Below are 19083 nucleotides of genomic sequence, written 5' to 3' on the forward strand. Positions count from 1 at the left end.
TCAAACGAACAGGCGCGATATTAAATAAAACAGACAACAATACAGCGCGGTATTGAACAGAGCCGGATGCCAGACAAAATCATAGATACCCGTCGGTACAAGCATCCGACGCACCAGCCAAAAAATAGCCAGTGACAAAAGCAATTCGAAAAATATCGGTGGGAAGGAAAGACCAAACACCACGATAACGGGAAACAGACTCATGTTGACCTTGATTTCTGAGAGAGAGCAGGCGATAGATTGTTAAGCTACATCGCCGCAGAGAAGGGCAAGAGACGCCAGGCGAGAGCGACATAGCTCTTATTCGAATAATAGTATATTAACGTAATTGTTATGCTGTTATCTATATTATGTGATCTAAATCACTTTTAAGCCAGAGTGAATAATGGAACGATTAAAACGAATGTCGGTATTCGCCAAAGTTGTCGAGTTTGGCTCTTTTACCGCCGCAGCCAGACAGCTGCAAATGAGCGTATCGTCCATCAGCCAGACTGTGGCGAAACTGGAAGATGAGCTTCAGGTTAAATTGCTCAACCGCAGCACACGCAGCATTGGGCTCACCGAGGCTGGAAAAATCTATTATCAGGGCTGTCGTCGTATGCTGCATGAAGTGCAGGATGTTCACGAGCAGCTTTACGCTTTTAATAACACGCCTATCGGTACATTGCGTATCGGCTGTTCTTCAACCATGGCGCAAAATGTGCTGGCCGGGCTTACCGCAAAATTATTAAAAGAGTATCCCGGTCTGGCGGTCAATCTGGTGACAGGAATTCCGGCTCCGGATTTAATTGCCGACGGGCTGGACGTGGTGATCCGCGTGGGCGCGCTGCAAGACTCCAGCCTGTTTTCCCGTCGACTTGGCGCGATGCCGATGGTTGTGTGCGCCGCCAAGCCCTACCTCGCTCAGTACGGCGTCCCGGAAAAACCCGCCGATCTCAGTAGCCATTCCTGGCTGGAATATAGCGTGCGCCCGGATAATGAGTTTGAACTTATCGCGCCGGAAGGAATTTCTACCCGACTGATTCCACAGGGGCGGTTCGTCACTAACGATCCGATGACGCTGGTACGCTGGCTGACCGCCGGAACCGGAATCGCCTATGTGCCGCTGATGTGGGTGATCGATGAGATCAATCGTGGCGATCTGGAGATCCTACTGCCTCGCTATCAGTCCGATCCCCGTCCTGTGTACGCGCTGTACACCGAAAAAGATAAGCTGCCGCTTAAAGTGCAGGTAGTGATTAACGCGTTAACTGACTATTTTGTCGATGTCGCACACCTGTTTCAGGGGATGCACGGGCGAGGGAAAGAAAAATAAAAACACCGGGTAATTGCTGAAGACGATTGTAGCCAGATGCCACCCGACGCAGACATTGCCTGATGGCGCTGCGCTTATCAGGCCTGGGCGGCACACACCACAGGCCTGATAAGGCGGACAGTTATGCGGTGCCGCCAACCGTCAGGTTATCGACTTTCAGCGTCGGCTGGCCTACGCCTACCGGCAGACTTTGACCCTCTTTACCGCAAACCCCCACCCCGTTATCCAGCTTAAGGTCGTTGCCGACCATGGAGATCTGTTGCATCGTTTCAATGCCTGATCCAATCAACGTCGCGCCCTTCACCGGCGTCGTGACTTTGCCGTTTTCAATCAGATACGCTTCCGAGGTAGAGAACACAAACTTGCCGGAGGTGATATCCACCTGACCACCGCCAAAGTTAGGCGCATAGATGCCGTATTCAACGGATTCGATAATTTCCTGCGGCGTTGACTGCCCCGCCAACATATAGGTATTCGTCATACGCGGCATCGGCAGATGCGCATAAGATTCGCGACGCCCGTTACCGGTCGGCGCAGCGCCCATCAGGCGCGCGTTCAGCTTGTCCTGCATGTATCCTTTCAGTACGCCATTTTCAATCAATACGTTGTACTGGCCTGGCGTACCTTCATCATCGATAGCAACGGAGCCGCGACGGTTCATCATTGTGCCGTCGTCCACTACGGTGCAAAGCGCGGAGGCAACCTGCTCGCCGATCTGACCGCTAAACACAGACGTCCCACGACGGTTGAAATCACCTTCCAGCCCGTGCCCGACCGCTTCGTGCAGCAATACGCCCGGCCACCCGGCGCCCAGAACCACCGGTAACGTCCCCGCTGGCGCAGCGACCGCGGAGAGATTAACCAGCGCCATGCGTACCGCTTCTTTCGCCCACGCGTCGGCGCGAACCTCGCCGTCGAGATCGGCAAGAAAATACTCATAACCAAAGCGACCGCCGCCGCCGCTGGCGCCGCGCTCGCGTTTACCGTCTTCTTCCACCTGCACGCTAACGGACAACCGCACCAGTGGACGGACATCCGCCGCCAGCGTCCCGTCGGTCGCCGCCACGAGGATTAATTCATATACGCCGGTCAGGCTGGCGTTAACTTCCTGCACGCGTTTATCGGCTTCTCGCGCCGCTTCATCAACGCGTCTGAGGATATCCAGCTTCTCTTCGCGGCTCATACTTTGCAGCGGATCAAGGGTGGTGTAGAGCGGCTGATGCGCTACGGCGGCGAGCGTTTTTACCTTGCCTTCGCCGTTCTCGCGTACAATGGTTCGCGCTGCCTGCGCACTCTGCTCCAGCGCCAGGAGGCTTATCTGGTCAGCATAAGCAAAACCGGTTTTTTCGCCGCTAATGGCGCGAACGCCAACGCCCTGGTCGATATTATATGAACCATCTTTAATGATGCGGTCTTCTAAAACCCAGGATTCGTGATAGCTCGACTGAAAATAGAGGTCGCCATAATCAAGACGGCGTTCGGCCAGTTGGCCCAAAATAGCGAACAGATCCTGATGGTTCAGGCCATTCGCCGCTAGCAATTGTTCACTTACCAGGTTCAGACTCATCGTTTTTGCTACTCGTTGATTTCTGCCGGATGGCGGTTCACGCCTTATCCGGACTACGTTGTTAGATTGTACAAACCGGATAAACGCAGCGCCGTCCGGCATGACTATTTACTGAGAGTGGGGCAATTCCTCGCCCCCGTCAAATCATTGCTGGCTTTCTTTTCTCGGTTGGCGCAGAACTTCGTTGATCTGCGGCGCATCGACCGGACCGGTAATGCGATAACGCAAAATGGAGACCTTGCTCCATAGCGGCCCCAACACTTTACTGGCGGCAAATACCGCCGCGCCGACAATCGGGTTAACGGCAAACGCGGCAGCGACGCCCACGGTGGCGGAAATTTCCGGCGCGACAACGGCCTCCATATCAAGACGACGACGCACCAGATCAACAGAACCTTTCATTGCAATATCCGCTTCCAGCCCATCCACCAGCGTATCGTCAGTATGCAGGACGCCATCTTTAATCCACGCGGTACTATGAATAGAGTCGAAATAGAAGCCCTCGCTAAAGGTATCTCTGAAGTCAAACCGCAGCTTACGCAGCAACGCATCAAAACTGAGCAGCCGCAGTAGCTGTCCGGCATGACCGCTACTGAGATCAGTAAACTCGCCTTTGCCCAGACGCGTACGTAAAATCCCGTTGAGCGTGGCTTCCTCAGGTTGCCAGGGCGGGTTTCGCCAGTGCAGATCGTAATCTACGTTAAAAGACGCGTTCTGGATTGGCGTCGAGATACCGAAGAACCCGGCTGCCGTGTCGAGGTTACTACCATGCAGACTACCTTTCAGCGAGGTTCGTTCATTACCCGGCGCATTCACCCACTCGCCGTTCGCTTTCAAACGGGCGAATCCGGTATCGATCAGGCCATTCGCCAGAGTCAGCGTATTGCCTTTGATGGCGAAATCGCCATCAATACGCCCATATTTTTGCCCCCACAGCCAGCACTCTTCGCAGCGAAGCTGTAAGTCCGGCCAGCCGCGGAAGCTAATCGTGTTCGCCGAAGCCAACGGCGATGTCGGCGTGGGTGACGAGGCGTGCGTTTTTGCGACGCCAGGGTTGTAGTAAAGGTACTTAATGTTCGCCAGCCACGGCGCATGGTTGCGCATGAGCAGCGTGGCGTTCACCTCACGGCCCTGCGCTTCAATTTTTGTTCCGTTCAGCGAGGGGGCTGAAACGACGCTCAAATTGTTCCACTGCTGGCCGCCCAGCGATAGCGCGGGAGTACGCAACGTGACGCGTTGAGGAAACTCGGCCGAACTGCTCACGTTATCCGCCGCGCCTTTCTGGAATAACGCCAGCCACTGCGCGCCATCCAGCGCCGGCAGATTGAGCTCAACGCCTTGTTGAGCAGGTAATGGCGGAATCGTCCGGCTGTCCGTCGTCCAGATAGCCCGATCCAACGTCAGCTTCTGATTTAATAACCAGCGGCTGTTAAAGTGATTTTTACTCCCTGCGCTCCCCGTTAGCGCAAAACTTTTCAGGTTGCCGTCAGCCTGAATGTTCACCGGAATGGCTTCGCCTGCGGGTTTATTTAGCGGAGAAGGTAAGTGACTGCTCACATTTCTCAGATCGCCGTTCAGCTCGATGTGATAAGTGGTGTCAGCGTGATACGGAAGATCGATGCCGACTTTACCATTCCACGTCACGCTGCCGCTCAGGGCGTCATTCAGTTGCGGCGGTAAGACGCCCATACGCGTTGGCTGCCAGTTACCGTTCAGGTTGACGGCGACCTGATAGGCTTTTGCCCCTTCCGTCGTACTGAAATCCAGGTTAAGCGGCTGATTAAACCAGTTTGCCGTCAGCGGCCCGCTTTTTAGCGCGCCATTCACAAAGCTGAATTTACCGTTCAGATTTTTGAGCGTGCTGTTTAGCGGCTTAATAAACAGACTGTTATTACGCAACGAGACATCGCCCTCAGCGGTAACCTGTTCGCCATCCAGCGGAATATCAAGATGTAAGCGAGCATTCACATCGCCATCTAATTGGAGCTCCGCCAGCGTCGAGCCAAGCGAGTCTTTTAGCGGCGTCTCGTCAAAATAAGGCCCAACGGCTTTTCCCGGCCCGTTAATATCGGCATCAATGAGCAGTTTCTCTTTGGAATAATCCGGAATCGCCGCCGCGAGTTTGCTGGCCTTCACCCCGCCCAAATCGACGCTATCCGAACGCATCCACAGGCCGTCGTTCAGGAAATCCAGTTCAATGTTGAGATTTTTTAGCGCCGGCCAGTCGGGTTGAAAGGCAAACGTCGCATTGCGCAGCGGCACCAGCACTTCAAACTGACCTTCGTTATGCTTATAGGGAAAGAGGTGCGGGTTACCACCGTAAACCAACGTGGCGTTATCCGCCTCGCCGCCCTGAATCGCGCCGCTAAGGTAATCGACCAGCGCTTTGCCCATCAGGTTTTCCGGAAAATAGCGCCACGCCTGAGATCCATCGTCGGTACTGATGCCGGCCAGAATGCCCAGCCACGGTTCGTCGCCCGTCGGTTGCAGATAGCGGAACCCGCCGCGCGCATGTACCGCCTTTGCTTTGACGTCAATGTCGCGGCCATCAAGCTGAAAGCCGTTCTCATTCTTCAACCAGCTAAGCGTCGCGACGCCGTTTTCAATTTCCAGCGGCGCGCGAAAAACGGTTTCATAGGGCATTTTAGCCTGCTGCATCGCAACCTTCATCTGCCCGTCTTCTACGCTTCCCGCCAGCGTACCGGAAAAATGTTCCGCGCCGGGCAACAGCTTCCACTGTTTCCAGGCAAGATTTTCCCACGATGCCTGAAAACGCGTTTTTTCGGTCGCCTGTAGCGGAATATCCAGCGCCAGTGTGGCGATCTTTCCGCTCGGCTGCGTAGCCTGCCATATTTCGCCCAGCACAGGCGACAGTTTAGCCGCCAGCGGACGTAATGCTTCCAGCCCCGCCAGTTCAAGGTTACTGGCGCGAATGCGTAGCTCATCGCTACGTGTGTGATTCTCGCCGCCGACATCCTGCTGCGGGAGCCAGGCCACGGTTAAGGCTCCGCTCGGCCAGGGTTTACCATCAAGCGTAATCCGTGTGTCCGGAATATAAAACTGCCAGCCCGGCTGCTCGCGGCTAATCTGCGCCGTCAGGTTATCGACAGACAGCGTGTGCGTCGTGTTATCACCCAGCCAGCTTGCGCCACCCTGTTTCAGCCAGACGTCTCCTCCGGCGATTTCGCCTTTGCTGAGCGTCATCCAGCCTTCCAGACTGAAACGCGCCGTCTGGAGCACCACATTATCCTGCATCCATTTGCCCAGCCACGGCTTGACGTCAATATCGTCGGCCTGTAACCAGACTCTGCCATTATTCAGCAAACCGTCGTCATCGCGTAAATCCATCCGCACCTGCATCACACCGTGCTGCCCGGTCAGGCTGGAGAGACTGACCTCGCCTTCGGCGCGGTGCCGCTCTTTGCCGTTTAGCCAGGTAAGCTGTGGGATCGCCAGCTCCGCGCGTTGTCCGGAAAGCGTCAGAAAACTGATTTGGCTATCGCGCAGATCGAAATGATCGAACTGACGCAGGAAAAGATCGCTTAAACGGCTGGTTTCGATGCCTTCGCCGTCGCTGCTTTGAAGAGGCGTGTTGGTGCGGAAATTGAGTTGCCAGAAGGTCAGGTCGCGAAACTGCCAGCGCATATGCAACAGGCTTTGCCAGACGTCCAGCGCCAGCGTAACGCGTTTTATCGACAGTTCGCCGCCATCTTTCAGGGCGGCATGAATATTATGCGCTTCCAGCGTAGGGCCAAAATTTTGCCAGCTTGCGGAGAGTTGGCTGGCGGCCACCGGCACGCCGGTCACAGACTCAATTTTATTCAGGATAGCTGGACGCCAGGCGTCAAGATGAGGCAACGCCAGGCGCAACCCGCTAACCAGCAGCGCTGCAATGACGATGAGCGCGGCTCCAGTGAGCAATAAAATCCCCGGCAATCGCCTCACGCGTCTCTCCTTGTCTGCCAAAAAATACGACTCACACCCCTTGAAGGTATATTGCCGGATGGCGGCGCTTGCGCCTTATCCGGCCTACATGCGCTGGTGCTACTACTCAATTACATCATTACGACGTCAAACTGCTCCTGGTTATAAAGCGGTTCGACCTGAACTTTAACCTGTTTGCCGACAAAGATTTCGACTTCCGCCAGCGCGTGTGATTCTTCGCCTTTCAGCGCTTCCGCCACCGCAGGAGAAGCATAAACCAGGAAGCGATCGGAGTCATAAGCGTGATGAACACGTACAATTTCACGCATGATCTCATAGCAGACGGTTTCCACCGTTTTTACCGTCCCGCGGCCATGACAGGTTGGACACTCGTTACAAAGCACATGTTCCACGCTTTCACGAGTCCGTTTACGGGTCATTTCCACCAGCCCCAGCGGCGAAAAACCGTTAATACTGGTTTTCACGCGATCCTTACTTAACGCCTGTTCCAGCGAATGCAGCACCCGGCGGCGATGATCTTCATTATTCATGTCGATAAAATCGATAATGATAATGCCGCCCAGATTACGCAGGCGTAGCTGGCGGGCAATGGCCTGAGTCGCTTCAATATTGGTATTAAAAATGGTGTCGTCGAGATTACGGTGTCCGACAAACGCGCCGGTATTGATATCTACCGTCGTCATCGCTTCGGTTTGGTCGATAATCAGATAACCGCCGGACTTGAGTTCAACCTTACGCTCCAGCGCGCGCTGGATTTCATTTTCCACGTCATAAAGATCGAAGATCGGCTGATGGCCACTGTAATGCTCCAGCTTACTGGTCATTTCCGGGATGTATTCTGCGGTAAACTCCAGCAGCGACTCATAGGTCAGACGTGAGTCGACGCGAATTCGGTCCAACTGCGCATCGGCGAAATCGCGCAGCACGCGCTGCGCCAGCGCCAGTTCGCCATACATCTGGTAGCGCGTTTGCGGACGCTTTTTGCGCTCCATGACTTTCGTCCAGACGCGCTTGAGATAGGCGGCGTCAGACGCGAGATCCTCTTCACACACGCCTTCCGCCGCGGTACGGATAATAAACCCGCCCTGTTCGTCGCAGTATTCCGCCACCACCTTTTTCAGGCGCTCGCGTTCACTTTCGCTTTCGATACGCTGGGAAACGCCAACGTGTGACGCCCCGGGCATAAAAACAAGGTAACGGGAGGGCAACGTGATGTCCGTGGTCAAACGCGCGCCTTTCGTGCCGAGCGGATCTTTCACTACCTGCACCATCAGATCCTGTCCCTGACGCACCAGTTCGGAGATATCGCGCACGGTAAACTGTTTTTGCTCGTCGCCCGCCACGCATTCGGTATGCGGCATAATGTCGGAAGCATGAAGAAATGCGGCTTTATCCAGCCCAATATCTACAAAAGCCGCCTGCATACCTGGAAGTACACGACTTACACGACCTTTGTAGATATTGCCTACGATTCCGCGTCGCGCTTCGCGCTCAATATGGATTTCCTGAAGAATACCGCCATCAATGTACGCCACGCGCGTTTCCGATGGCGTTACGTTTACCAACAATTCAGCCGTCATGTTTATCCCTTTTATCACGCAGTGCGTTAAAATGACTCAACAACTCATACGTTTCAACCAGCGGTAAGCCGACCACGGCGTGATAGCTGCCATTTATCTTCCTGACAAAACAGCCACCCCGCCCCTGAATACCGTATGCACCTGCTTTATCTAAAGGCTCGCCGCTGGCGACATAGCCAGTAATATCCTGCGCAGAAAGCGTGCGGAAAGTCACCTCCGTTACCACCAGACAATCCAGCGTCTGCTGCGAGTCCGCAAGCGCAACAGCAGTCATCACCTGATGCGTATTTCCGGAAAGCAAACGCAGCATTTCTGCGGCATGAGCGGCGTCGCGCGGCTTTTCCAGCACCTCGCCATTTAACACGACTATCGTATCCGCGCCCAACACCGGCAGATCACGGGGAACCAGCGCCACGCCAGCCTGCGCCTTTTCGCGCGCCAGCCGAACAACATACTGCTGCGCGCTTTCCTGAGCACGCCGTTGCTCTTCAATACCAGGCACGACCTGCTCGAATGAAAATCCAAGTTGAGTCAATAATTCCTGGCGACGCGGGGAACCGGAAGCAAGATACAGAGTTGTCATATCGACCTTTATTGCACAGCAAACTGCTGGCGTACTTTACGCATCAGCAAAAAGAGCCAGGGCCACAGCACGCCATTGACTACACTACTCCAGAACACTTCCGGTCTGAAAGAGACGTTGATCACTAAAAACTCGGCCCAGAAAACAATAATGTCCACGGCCAGTGAAAGCAACATTACCACCAGCGCCTGCTGCCAGAGCGCCAGGTTACGGAAGAGCTGGAATTTCAGAGCGACCAGGTAGGCGACAATACTCATCGACAGAGCGCGCACGCCAAGTGTGGAACCGCTGATGAGATCAAGTATGGCACCCATCACAAATCCCGTCCCCACATTTACGCGGTGCGGCAGGGCCAGAATCCAGTACAGTAAGATGAGCAAAACCCAGTTTGGCCGGAAAACAATGATGTCGTCCGGCCAGGGCATGATTTGCAGCAACAGCGCAATAAGAAACGAGAGCCAGATAACCCAGCGCCCCTGGCTACGATAGCTCGCCACCATTACCCTCCCGGCGCACGCGCAGGCGGCGTGGTCGCGCCCGAAGGCGATGGTTGCGTTGATACCGGCGCAGTCTGGCCCGCAGATGGCTGAGTAATCCCCGTCGCCGGATCCGGCACTGGTGCCGGCGGCCCCATCGCATCCGGAGAAGGCAACACCTGCGGCATCATCTGCATCAGGCGCTCATTGGCGACGCGGTGAACCTCTTCCGGCGTCATCGGATTGGCGCCGTTACGATCGGCTCCCCACAACAGCAGCAGATAGCGTAAACGCTGCAAACCCGCGGTTGGACGTGCCTGAATGACGGTATAGGCGCGCTGAGTGTCCAGCTTGACGGAGGAGACCACCGCCACCGGATACCCTTCCGGGAAACGCCCACCAAGTCCGGACGTTACCAGCACATCGCCGACGCGAATATCGGTATTGGCGGGCAGATGTTCAAGCTGAAGATCGTCAGTACAGCCGTTACCGGCGGCAATCACGCGGATGTCATTGCGCAGTACCTGAATCGGCAGCGCATGAGTCGCATCGCAAATCAGCAACACGCGGCTGGTCAGTTTCGCCACGGCGACAACCTGCCCTACGACACCTTTGTCGCTAATGACCGGTTGACCTTCATATACGCCATTAACGCTGCCTTTATCGATAACGACCTGATCGCTGTAAGGATCGTTAACCGTTGAAATAACCTGCGTCACCATTTTCTGCTCGTCCTGACGCAGCGGCGACCCCAGCAGCTCGCGCAACCGCGCGTTCTCCTGTTTGTACTGCCCCAGCATCAGCAGATCGCTGTTTTTTAGCAGTAATTCCTGGCGCAGCGCCCGGTTTTCCAGCTCAAGCTGGTCGCGAGAAGCCAGCGTTTGTGACACGCTGTCGAGCAGTTCACGAGGGCCGTTTGAAATAAAATAGAAAGGACTGACGGCAGTGTCCATGTACGTTCGGATTTGACTGAACGTCCCCAGGCGGCTGTCGGCAATGATAACGCCGAGCGCCACCAGCACCGCCAGAATAAGGCGAATCTGTAGCGACGGGCCACGGCTAAAAATTGGCTTCATAGGCTATGCGTATTCTCGCGTCGGAGAGGCAGGACAATCCAGGGATAATCCTGCCCGTATCCAACTACTCTTCGCTGAACAGGTCGCCGCCGTGCATATCGATCATTTCCAGCGCCTTGCCGCCGCCGCGCGCCACACAGGTCAGCGGATCTTCAGCAACCACGACAGGAATGCCCGTCTCTTCCATTAACAGACGGTCAAGGTTACGCAGCAGCGCGCCGCCGCCGGTGAGCACCATACCGCGCTCGGAGATGTCTGACGCCAGCTCCGGCGGACACTGTTCCAGCGCTACCATTACCGCGCTGACGATACCGGTCAACGGTTCCTGCAACGCTTCCAGAATCTCGTTTGAGTTCAGGGTAAAGCCGCGTGGAACGCCTTCCGCCAGGTTACGGCCACGCACTTCGATCTCACGGACTTCGTCGCCCGGATAAGCGGAACCGATTTCGTGTTTAATACGTTCTGCGGTAGCTTCACCGATCAGAGAACCGTAGTTACGACGAACGTAATTAATGATGGCTTCGTCGAAGCGGTCACCACCAATACGGACAGAAGAAGAGTAAACCACGCCGTTCAGGGAGATCACGGCAACTTCAGTGGTACCACCACCGATATCCACAACCATTGAACCGGTTGCTTCAGAAACTGGCAGACCTGCGCCGATCGCGGCCGCCATCGGCTCTTCGATCAAAAAGACTTCACGGGCGCCTGCGCCCTGAGCGGATTCACGAATCGCGCGGCGTTCTACCTGAGTCGCGCCGACCGGCACGCATACCAGTACGCGCGGGCTTGGGCGCATAAAGCTGTTGCTATGCACTTGTTTAATAAAGTGCTGGAGCATTTTTTCGGTCACAAAGAAGTCAGCGATAACGCCGTCTTTCATCGGACGGATCGCAGCGATATTGCCCGGCGTACGGCCCAGCATCTGCTTCGCATCATGACCGACTGCAGCCACGCTTTTCGGCGAACCGGCACGATCCTGACGAATGGCCACAACGGAAGGCTCATTCAATACGATGCCTTGTCCTTTTACATAAATGAGGGTATTCGCGGTACCCAGGTCAATGGACAGGTCATTGGAAAACATGCCACGAAATTTTTTCAACATACTAAGGGATAATCCTGAAAGCTGGGGCGGAAAACAAAATCCGCTTACTTTACCAACCACACGCAGCAGCGACAAGGCGCAAAAATCATCTGCTACGGTGAAAATTAGTGCAGTTCGTTTCCTTTGTTACAAATCTCGGCCTGAGTCCCTCAGGGCTGAAAAAATCAGCAGCAATCCTCGCCTTCGTTTGCAACCTGTCAAAGGTCATTCACCTGCATATTTGCTGCAACAATCTGGCGAGCAGACAAGCACACCCCCATGAGGCGCAGCGCGCGTTATTCTACGTGAAAACAAATTAAACGGCAGGTTAAACCGAGTATCTTTGCGAATATTTTTTCACGTTTGTGTCAAGTAGTTGGGAGGAGGCAAAAAAATCACCCTGCCCGCCAGCCACGCCGCGTTTTGTCAGCGTCTGCCACTCGCCGCGCGAACGGACGCCCGTCGCGTAAACCTGCGTAGGCGTACCCGCGCAGGCCTCTACCAGACTTTGAACCAGAAGCTGGTTTTCCGTTCGCTTCTCAATGTTTCTGACCAGACTCGGATGCAGCTTGAGTAATTCCACATTGAGCGCTTTAATCCAGCTCGTGCTAACCAGCGTCAAACCCGCCTGTGTCACCGCCACCCGAACGCCAAGCGCATTGACTAAGCGAAGGATGGGTTGTAACCGGCTGATGTGTTGACAAACATCTGCCTCCGCAAGTTCAATAATTATGCGATTTCGCTGTGATTTTTCACACTGCATTAACGTATCGCGCAACCAGCGCTGAAAACGCGGACGAATCAGCGACTCAACCGTCAACTGCATTGCCAGATTTTCATCCGGCCAGTAGCCCAGCAACGTAATCAGGCGGCTAATTTGTAATCTGTCATACTCTTCCGATAAACCAAATTGCAACACCATCGGCATATACTCCGCCGAGCTCACCTCTTCTTTACCGTCATAGATACGACACATCAATTCCCGATGATGCACACGACCTTCTCGCGTGACCGCTGGTTTTTGATAAAGTCGCGGTCCGCCCCGGTTCAGCATCTGCTCAATCAATGTGCGCCAGCGTACATTGCCGCGCCCTTTTTCCGGCAGAGTGTCGTCGTAGATAGCCCAGCTATTTCCCCCCTGCAGGGCGGCATTCCGCGCCGCGGCTTCAGCATGTTCCATCACCTGCTCGGTGGACTGTCCGCTGCGCCAGGCGCAAATGCCGATATGTACCATATCGTCACGATCGAGCATTTTGTTAGCCGGTAGCGCATCGACAGCTTTTAAAAGTTGTCCGGCAATACTTTCCGCTTCTTTCAGCGTTCGATGCGGTAGCAGCACGGCAAAGTCGCTGCGGTGATAACGCGCCAGCAGCGAACCTGGGTAACGCATAATAAATGTCGATAGCAGATTGATAAGCATAAACATCTGCTCTTCCGCCTGATTGCCTCCCAGGCTGTCGCGCAGAAGATTGAAGTCTGGCAAGCGGATCATCATCACCACGCCATGCACTCCCACTTTTTCCTGATCTTCCAGCAGCGTCGCCAGTTGGTTATCAAAAAATAGACGGTTACCGAGCCCGGTTTTGGTGTCCTGCGCGGCGTAGGAGCGAATGAGGGTGTCCAGGCGACTACGCTGTTCGTGAGCAAACTGAATTTCGGAAAGCAATACATCAAGCGCGCTACTGGTGCGCGCTGGCCATTCGTAAACAGAACCGCGGACATTCGCCCCGCGTTCGCCGTTCAGAATACGCGTTGAGCGAATTTCCAGAAGCTCTTGCCCGGAAAGCTGCCGCTGCAACCAGCGCACCGATAAAAACAAAATCAGAACGATAAAACCGATCGCCAGCGTCAGCGGCGCCGTGGTGATCAGTGAGTGAAAATAGTTACCCATCGGGTCCTGATAAACCAGACGTAGCGACATTCCTGGATGTTTTATCAGCGGTACGACCAGCTCGCGATACATGTCGCTGGTGCCGGCTGGCCGATAACCTCTGGCGCGAGAATGGCTGTAGACGCTGCGCTCCCCCTGCAACAGATCGACACGCACAATATCGGAAGCGATCATGAGCTCGTCGATTTGCGGCGTCAGCGAGACAATATCATGGGTCACCAGGTGCGTATCAATGGCTGTCGCCGTCGCCTGCACACGGCTGACATACTTATACTGTACGGCGTTATAAAAGCTTAGCGAGCAACCTATCAGAGTCACGAAGATCGTTAACCCCGTGAGCAGCGTGATAAAAGCTGAGAATTTCGTCGTTAATCGCATCCTTGAGTTAACTCCGACGGTTATAAACAGTATGAAAAAGCGAATCTGAAGGCGGAATTCGCCACGGCGCGCAATGAAGCAGGCATACTACCAAAATGGATCTATCTGGCAATTTATTGCGTTGCATCGGCATCACGTTTTAATTAGCGAGTATAGTCTTCGTAGCTATTTTTCCAATCTACCATGTAAAGTGAGGACAGGTTATGCAGGCGTTGATCTTAGAACAGCAGGACGGTAAAACCCTCGCATCCGTGCAACATCTCGAAGAGAGTCAACTGCCGGCAGGTGATGTGACGGTGGATGTCCACTGGTCCAGCCTGAATTATAAAGATGCTCTGGCTATCACCGGAACAGGGAAAATTATCCGTCATTTTCCGATGATTCCTGGTATTGATTTCGCCGGCACCGTTCACGCAAGCGAAGATCCTCGCTTTCATGCAGGCCAGGAAGTACTACTGACTGGCTGGGGCGTGGGCGAAAACCACTGGGGCGGCCTGGCCGAACGCGCACGCGTTAAAGGCGACTGGCTGGTCGCGCTGCCTGCGGGACTGAGCAGCCGTAACGCCATGATCATCGGCACCGCCGGTTTTACCGCCATGCTGTGCGTCATGGCGCTTGAAGATGCAGGTATTCGCCCGCAAGACGGTGAGATTGTCGTCACCGGCGCCAGCGGCGGCGTGGGCAGTACTGCCGTTGCATTACTGCATAAGCTGGGCTATCAGGTTGCAGCAGTATCAGGACGTGAAAGCACCCACGGCTATCTTAAGAGCCTGGGAGCTAACCGTATTCTCAGCCGCGATGAGTTTGCTGAATCTCGCCCGTTGGAAAAACAGCTGTGGGCCGGTGCAATTGATACCGTTGGCGATAAAGTGCTGGCGAAAGTGCTGGCACAGATGAACTATGGTGGTTGCGTGGCCGCCTGCGGCCTGGCGGGCGGCTTCGCGCTGCCGACCACCGTTATGCCATTCATTCTGCGTAATGTGCGTTTGCAAGGGGTGGACTCGGTGATGACCCCACCGGCACGTCGCGCAGAAGCCTGGGCGCGTTTGGTTAAGGATCTGCCGGAATCGTTCTATGCTCAGGCCGCCACAGAGATTACGCTGGCGGATGCGCCGAAGTTCGCCGATGCCATCATCAATAATCAGGTTCAGGGCCGTACGCTGGTGAAGATAAAATAACGTCACGTATAAAAAAATTTACACTTAATTAACTATTTATTTTTACACATTGACACACTCCCTGTCATATTCACTACACGCCATGTTGTGGTGAGTAGACCGGGAGTCTGTGATGAAAAAGATACGTCCATTAACAGAAGCCGATGTGACTGCGGAATCGGCTTTTTTTATGCAGCGCCGACAGGTGCTAAAAGCATTAGGCATCAGCGCGGCCGCCTTATCCTTACCCTCAACGGCGCAGGCCGATCTCTTCAGTTGGTTTAAAGGCAACGATCGTCCGAAAGCGCCTGCCGGTAAACCGCTTGAGTTTAGTCAGCCTGCCGCCTGGCGAAGCGATTTAGCGTTAACGCCGGAAGATAAGGTGACGGGCTACAACAATTTCTATGAGTTTGGCCTCGATAAAGCCGACCCGGCGGCCAATGCCGGGAGTCTGAAAACCGAACCGTGGACGTTGAAAATCAGCGGGGAAGTCGCGAAGCCATTTACGCTGGATTACGACGATTTAACACATCGTTTTCCATTAGAAGAGCGTATCTATCGAATGCGCTGCGTCGAAGCGTGGTCCATGGTCGTGCCGTGGATTGGTTTCCCTTTATATAAGCTACTCGCGCAGGCACAGCCCACCAGCCACGCTAAATATGTGGCATTCGAAACGCTATACGCGCCGGATGATATGCCAGGACAGAAAGATCGCTTTATTGGCGGCGGACTGAAATACCCTTATGTCGAAGGGCTACGTCTGGACGAAGCCATGCATCCGCTGACTCTGATGACCGTTGGCGTCTATGGTAAGGCGTTACCCCCGCAAAACGGCGCGCCTATTCGACTCATCGTTCCATGGAAGTATGGTTTTAAAGGTATTAAATCTATTGTCAGCATTAAACTCAACCGCGAACGTCCGCCAACCACCTGGAATTTGTCGGCTCCCAACGAATATGGTTTTTACGCCAATGTGAACCCGCATGTGGATCATCCACGCTGGTCTCAGGCTACCGAACGCTTTATTGGTTCAGGCGGTATCCTTGATGTGCAAAGGCAGCCGACGCTGCTGTTTAACGGCTATGCCAATGAAGTCGCTTCGCTGTATCACGGTCTCAATTTGCGGGAGAATTTTTAAGTGCGTCTGACAGCAAAACAGATAACCTGGCTAAAAGTTTGTCTGCATCTTGCCGGTTTTTTGCCGCTTCTGTGGCTCTTTTGGGCGATAAATCACGGTGGACTCAGCGCAGACCCGGTAAAGGATATCCAACACTTTACCGGCAGAACCGCGCTTAAATTTTTGCTCGCCACCTTGCTGGTTTCACCGCTGGCGCGCTACGCTAAACAGCCATTATTGATACGCACACGCCGCCTGTTGGGGTTATGGTGTTTCGTTTGGGCTACGCTGCATTTAACCAGCTATGCCTTACTGGAACTGGGGATACATAACCTGGCGTTGTTAGGAAGCGAGTTGATTTCACGCCCTTATTTGACGCTTGGGATCATTAGCTGGCTGGTGTTATTGGCGCTGACGTTGACATCAACGCAATTTGCGCAGCGTAAATTGGGCAAACGCTGGCAAACACTGCATAACGTCGTCTATCTTGTCGCGATCCTGGCTCCCATACATTACCTGTGGTCGGTAAAGATTTTATCACCGCAACCGGTCATCTACGCGGCATTAGCGTTAGCCCTTTTAGCGTTGCGTTACCGGAAGTTTCGCCAGTGGTGGCGCTAGTTTGGTGAACTGTGCGGTCGATTGCAAAACGCAAAACAGGTAATGTCCTTTTTATGTTTCGGGTTGATTATCTTCCCTGATAAGACCAGTATTTAGCTGCCAATTGCGACGAAATAGTTATAATGTGCGACTTTACATTGCCCAACGGCGATTTTCGTTCGCAGAAAGGGTGACAATCGAGCAATGAAGGTATATTTTGTTTTTTGCCCGAAAATGGCAGAAGATAGCCACACAATGACTGGCAAATCATGAATTTCACCTTCGGGTGCTACGGCATAACAGGCAAATCAAAGATGCGCGGTATTTTACCCGCGGCAGTCATTCACATGCTTTACAGACGGCGCTAAAACGCCTGTCACAATCACACTAAACAAAGAGTACGGAACCCACTCATGGATATTCGTAAGATTAAAAAACTGATCGAGCTGGTTGAAGAATCAGGTATCTCCGAACTGGAAATTTCTGAAGGCGAAGAATCTGTTCGCATCAGCCGCACAACGGCAAACGCCGGTTTTCCGGTGATGCAGCAGGCTTATGCGGCGCCGATGATGCAGCAACCCGCTCTGTCTAACGCTGTCGCGCCAACGGCTACTCCAGCAATGGAAGCGCCTGCCGCAGCGGAAATCAGTGGTCACATCGTACGCTCCCCAATGGTTGGTACTTTCTACCGCACCCCAAGCCCGGACGCGAAAGCGTTCATCGAAGTGGGCCAGAAAGTGAACGTGGGCGATACCCTGTGCATCGTTGAAGCCATGAAAATGATGAACCAGATCGAAGCTGACAAAGCAGGTACTGTGAAAGCGATTCTGGTCGAAAGTGGTCAACCGGTAGAATTTGACGAGCCACTGGTCGTCATCGAGTAACGAGGCGAACATGTTGGATAAAATTGTCATCGCCAACCGCGGCGAGATCGCATTACGTATTCTTCGAGCCTGTAAAGAACTCGGCATCAAGACCGTCGCTGTGCACTCAAGCGCGGATCGCGATTTAAAACACGTATTGCTGGCGGATGAGACGGTCTGTATTGGTCCGGCACCGTCCGTAAAAAGTTATCTGAACATCCCGGCTATCATTAGCGCCGCTGAAATCACCGGCGCGGTGGCAATCCACCCGGGTTACGGCTTCCTTTCTGAGAACGCCAATTTTGCCGAGCAGGTTGAACGCTCCGGCTTTATCTTTATCGGCCCGAAAGCGGATACCATCCGCCTGATGGGCGATAAAGTGTCCGCGATTACCGCGATGAAAAAAGCGGGCGTGCCGACCGTACCAGGATCTGACGGCCCGCTGGGCGACGATATGAATGCGAACCGCGCTCATGCCAAACGTATTGGCTATCCGGTGATCATCAAAGCGTCCGGCGGCGGCGGCGGCCGCGGTATGCGAGTAGTTCGTAGCGATGCTGAACTGGCGCAGTCCATCTCCATGACCAAAGCGGAAGCGAAAGCGGCTTTCAGCAACGACATGGTATACATGGAAAAATACCTGGAAAATCCACGCCACATCGAAATTCAGGTGCTGGCGGACGGCCAGGGTAACGCTATTTATCTGGCGGAACGCGACTGTTCCATGCAGCGTCGCCACCAGAAAGTGGTTGAAGAAGCCCCGGCGCCAGGCATTACGCCGGAACTGCGTCGCTATATCGGCGAACGCTGCGCGAAAGCGTGCGTAGACATCGGCTATCGCGGCGCAGGGACGTTCGAATTCCTGTTCGAAAACGGCGAGTTCTATTTCATCGAAATGAACACCCGTATTCAGGTTGAACACCCGGTGACTGAAATGATTACCGGCGTCGATTTGATCAAAGAGCAGTTGCGCATCGCGGCGGGTCAGCCGCTGTCGATCACACAGGACGAAGTTGTCGTTCGAGGCCATGCGGTAGAATGCCGTATCAATGCCGAAGATCCGAACACCTTCCTGCCAAGCCCTGGCAAAATCACGCGCTTCCATGCGCCTGGCGGCTTTGGCGTTCGCTGGGAATCCCATATCTACGCGGGCTACACGGTACCGCCGTACTATGATTCCATGATCGGCAAACTCATCTGCTACGGTGAAAACCGCGACGTGGCAATTGCCCGTATGAAAAATGCCCTGCAGGAACTGATTATCGATGGTATCAAAACCAATATCGATCTGCAGACCCGCATCATGAATGACGAACACTTCCAGCACGGTGGAACTAACATCCACTATCTGGAGAAAAAACTCGGTCTTCAGGAAAAGTAATCGCACGTTAATCTCAAAAGGCCGGTGAATCCGGCCTTTTTTATTTCTGGGGATAGCGATGCCCCAT

Annotated in this window: 15 protein-coding genes; 6 read left to right on the forward strand and 9 right to left on the reverse strand. The window is 54.0% G+C overall.

All coding sequences use genetic code 11. The annotated features are described in order from the left end of the window. Nucleotides 1-204: a p-hydroxybenzoic acid efflux pump operon protein AaeX gene (aaeX, locus tag ACLJRE_RS03360; protein WP_000051840.1), complete on the reverse strand. Its 204-nt coding sequence runs from the start codon at nucleotides 202-204 to the stop codon at nucleotides 1-3. Nucleotides 205-385: 181 nt separating this feature from the next. Between aaeX and aaeR the strand changes: the two genes are divergently transcribed. Then, complete coding sequence (aaeR, locus tag ACLJRE_RS03365; protein WP_000440300.1) at nucleotides 386-1315, forward strand: HTH-type transcriptional activator AaeR; 930 nt, start codon at nucleotides 386-388, stop codon at nucleotides 1313-1315. A 121-nt stretch (nucleotides 1316-1436) separates the two neighbouring features. On the opposite strand, the gene tldD is transcribed toward aaeR, so the two are convergent. From tldD to csrD, 8 genes are all read right to left on the reverse strand, one after another. Next, entirely contained in the window at nucleotides 1437-2882 is a 1446-nt protein-coding gene (gene tldD, locus ACLJRE_RS03370) for a metalloprotease TldD (RefSeq protein ID WP_023212678.1), read from the reverse strand. A gap of 144 nt (nucleotides 2883-3026) precedes the next feature. Further along, nucleotides 3027-6827 carry an AsmA2 domain-containing protein YhdP gene (gene yhdP, locus ACLJRE_RS03375; RefSeq protein WP_023212677.1) on the reverse strand — a complete coding sequence of 1267 codons (3801 nt, stop codon included), beginning with the start codon at nucleotides 6825-6827 and terminating at the stop codon, nucleotides 3027-3029. 110 nt (nucleotides 6828-6937) lie between these two features. Next, a complete protein-coding gene (gene rng, locus ACLJRE_RS03380) occupies nucleotides 6938-8407 on the reverse strand; it encodes a ribonuclease G (protein WP_000123188.1) in 1470 nt (489 codons plus the stop codon). Then, entirely contained in the window at nucleotides 8397-8990 is a 594-nt protein-coding gene (locus ACLJRE_RS03385; RefSeq protein WP_000210306.1) for a Maf family protein, read from the reverse strand. The genes rng and ACLJRE_RS03385 overlap by 11 nt, the downstream gene beginning before the upstream one ends. 8 nt (nucleotides 8991-8998) lie before the next feature. Beyond that, nucleotides 8999-9487, reverse strand: a complete 489-nt coding sequence (gene mreD, locus ACLJRE_RS03390; protein ID WP_000179403.1) for a rod shape-determining protein MreD — start codon at nucleotides 9485-9487, stop codon at nucleotides 8999-9001. A 2-nt stretch (nucleotides 9488-9489) separates the two neighbouring features. Then, the gene (gene mreC / locus ACLJRE_RS03395; RefSeq protein WP_000802538.1) at nucleotides 9490-10542 is read right to left on the reverse strand and encodes a rod shape-determining protein MreC; all 1053 of its coding nucleotides are present in this window, start codon (nucleotides 10540-10542) and stop codon (nucleotides 9490-9492) included. A 64-nt stretch (nucleotides 10543-10606) separates the two neighbouring features. Further along, entirely contained in the window at nucleotides 10607-11650 is a 1044-nt protein-coding gene (gene mreB, locus ACLJRE_RS03400) for a rod shape-determining protein MreB (RefSeq protein ID WP_000913396.1), read from the reverse strand. 307 nt (nucleotides 11651-11957) lie between these two features. Then, nucleotides 11958-13898, reverse strand: a complete 1941-nt coding sequence (gene csrD / locus ACLJRE_RS03405) for an RNase E specificity factor CsrD (protein ID WP_001241381.1) — start codon at nucleotides 13896-13898, stop codon at nucleotides 11958-11960. 203 nt (nucleotides 13899-14101) lie between these two features. Between csrD and ACLJRE_RS03410 the strand changes: the two genes are divergently transcribed. The 5 genes from ACLJRE_RS03410 to accC all read left to right on the forward strand — a co-directional run bounded on the left by ACLJRE_RS03410 (nucleotide 14102) and on the right by accC (nucleotide 19016). Beyond that, complete coding sequence (locus tag ACLJRE_RS03410) at nucleotides 14102-15076, forward strand: MDR family oxidoreductase (RefSeq protein WP_001148254.1); 975 nt, start codon at nucleotides 14102-14104, stop codon at nucleotides 15074-15076. A gap of 112 nt (nucleotides 15077-15188) precedes the next feature. Beyond that, complete coding sequence (msrP, locus tag ACLJRE_RS03415) at nucleotides 15189-16193, forward strand: protein-methionine-sulfoxide reductase catalytic subunit MsrP (RefSeq protein WP_023212676.1); 1005 nt, start codon at nucleotides 15189-15191, stop codon at nucleotides 16191-16193. Beyond that, nucleotides 16194-16793, forward strand: coding sequence for a protein-methionine-sulfoxide reductase heme-binding subunit MsrQ (gene msrQ, locus ACLJRE_RS03420; protein WP_001240053.1), 600 nt, complete (start codon nucleotides 16194-16196; stop codon nucleotides 16791-16793). Nucleotides 16794-17185: 392 nt separating this feature from the next. Next, on the forward strand, nucleotides 17186-17656 hold the full coding sequence (accB, locus tag ACLJRE_RS03425; protein ID WP_000354628.1) for an acetyl-CoA carboxylase biotin carboxyl carrier protein: 471 nt from the start codon (nucleotides 17186-17188) through the stop codon (nucleotides 17654-17656). A gap of 10 nt (nucleotides 17657-17666) precedes the next feature. Continuing rightward, entirely contained in the window at nucleotides 17667-19016 is a 1350-nt protein-coding gene (gene accC / locus ACLJRE_RS03430) for an acetyl-CoA carboxylase biotin carboxylase subunit (RefSeq protein WP_000884627.1), read from the forward strand. Nucleotides 19017-19083: the final 67 nt, after the last annotated feature.

This window comes from Salmonella sp. SAL04157 (genome assembly GCF_046551635.1).
GTDB lineage: Bacteria > Pseudomonadota > Gammaproteobacteria > Enterobacterales > Enterobacteriaceae > Salmonella > Salmonella enterica.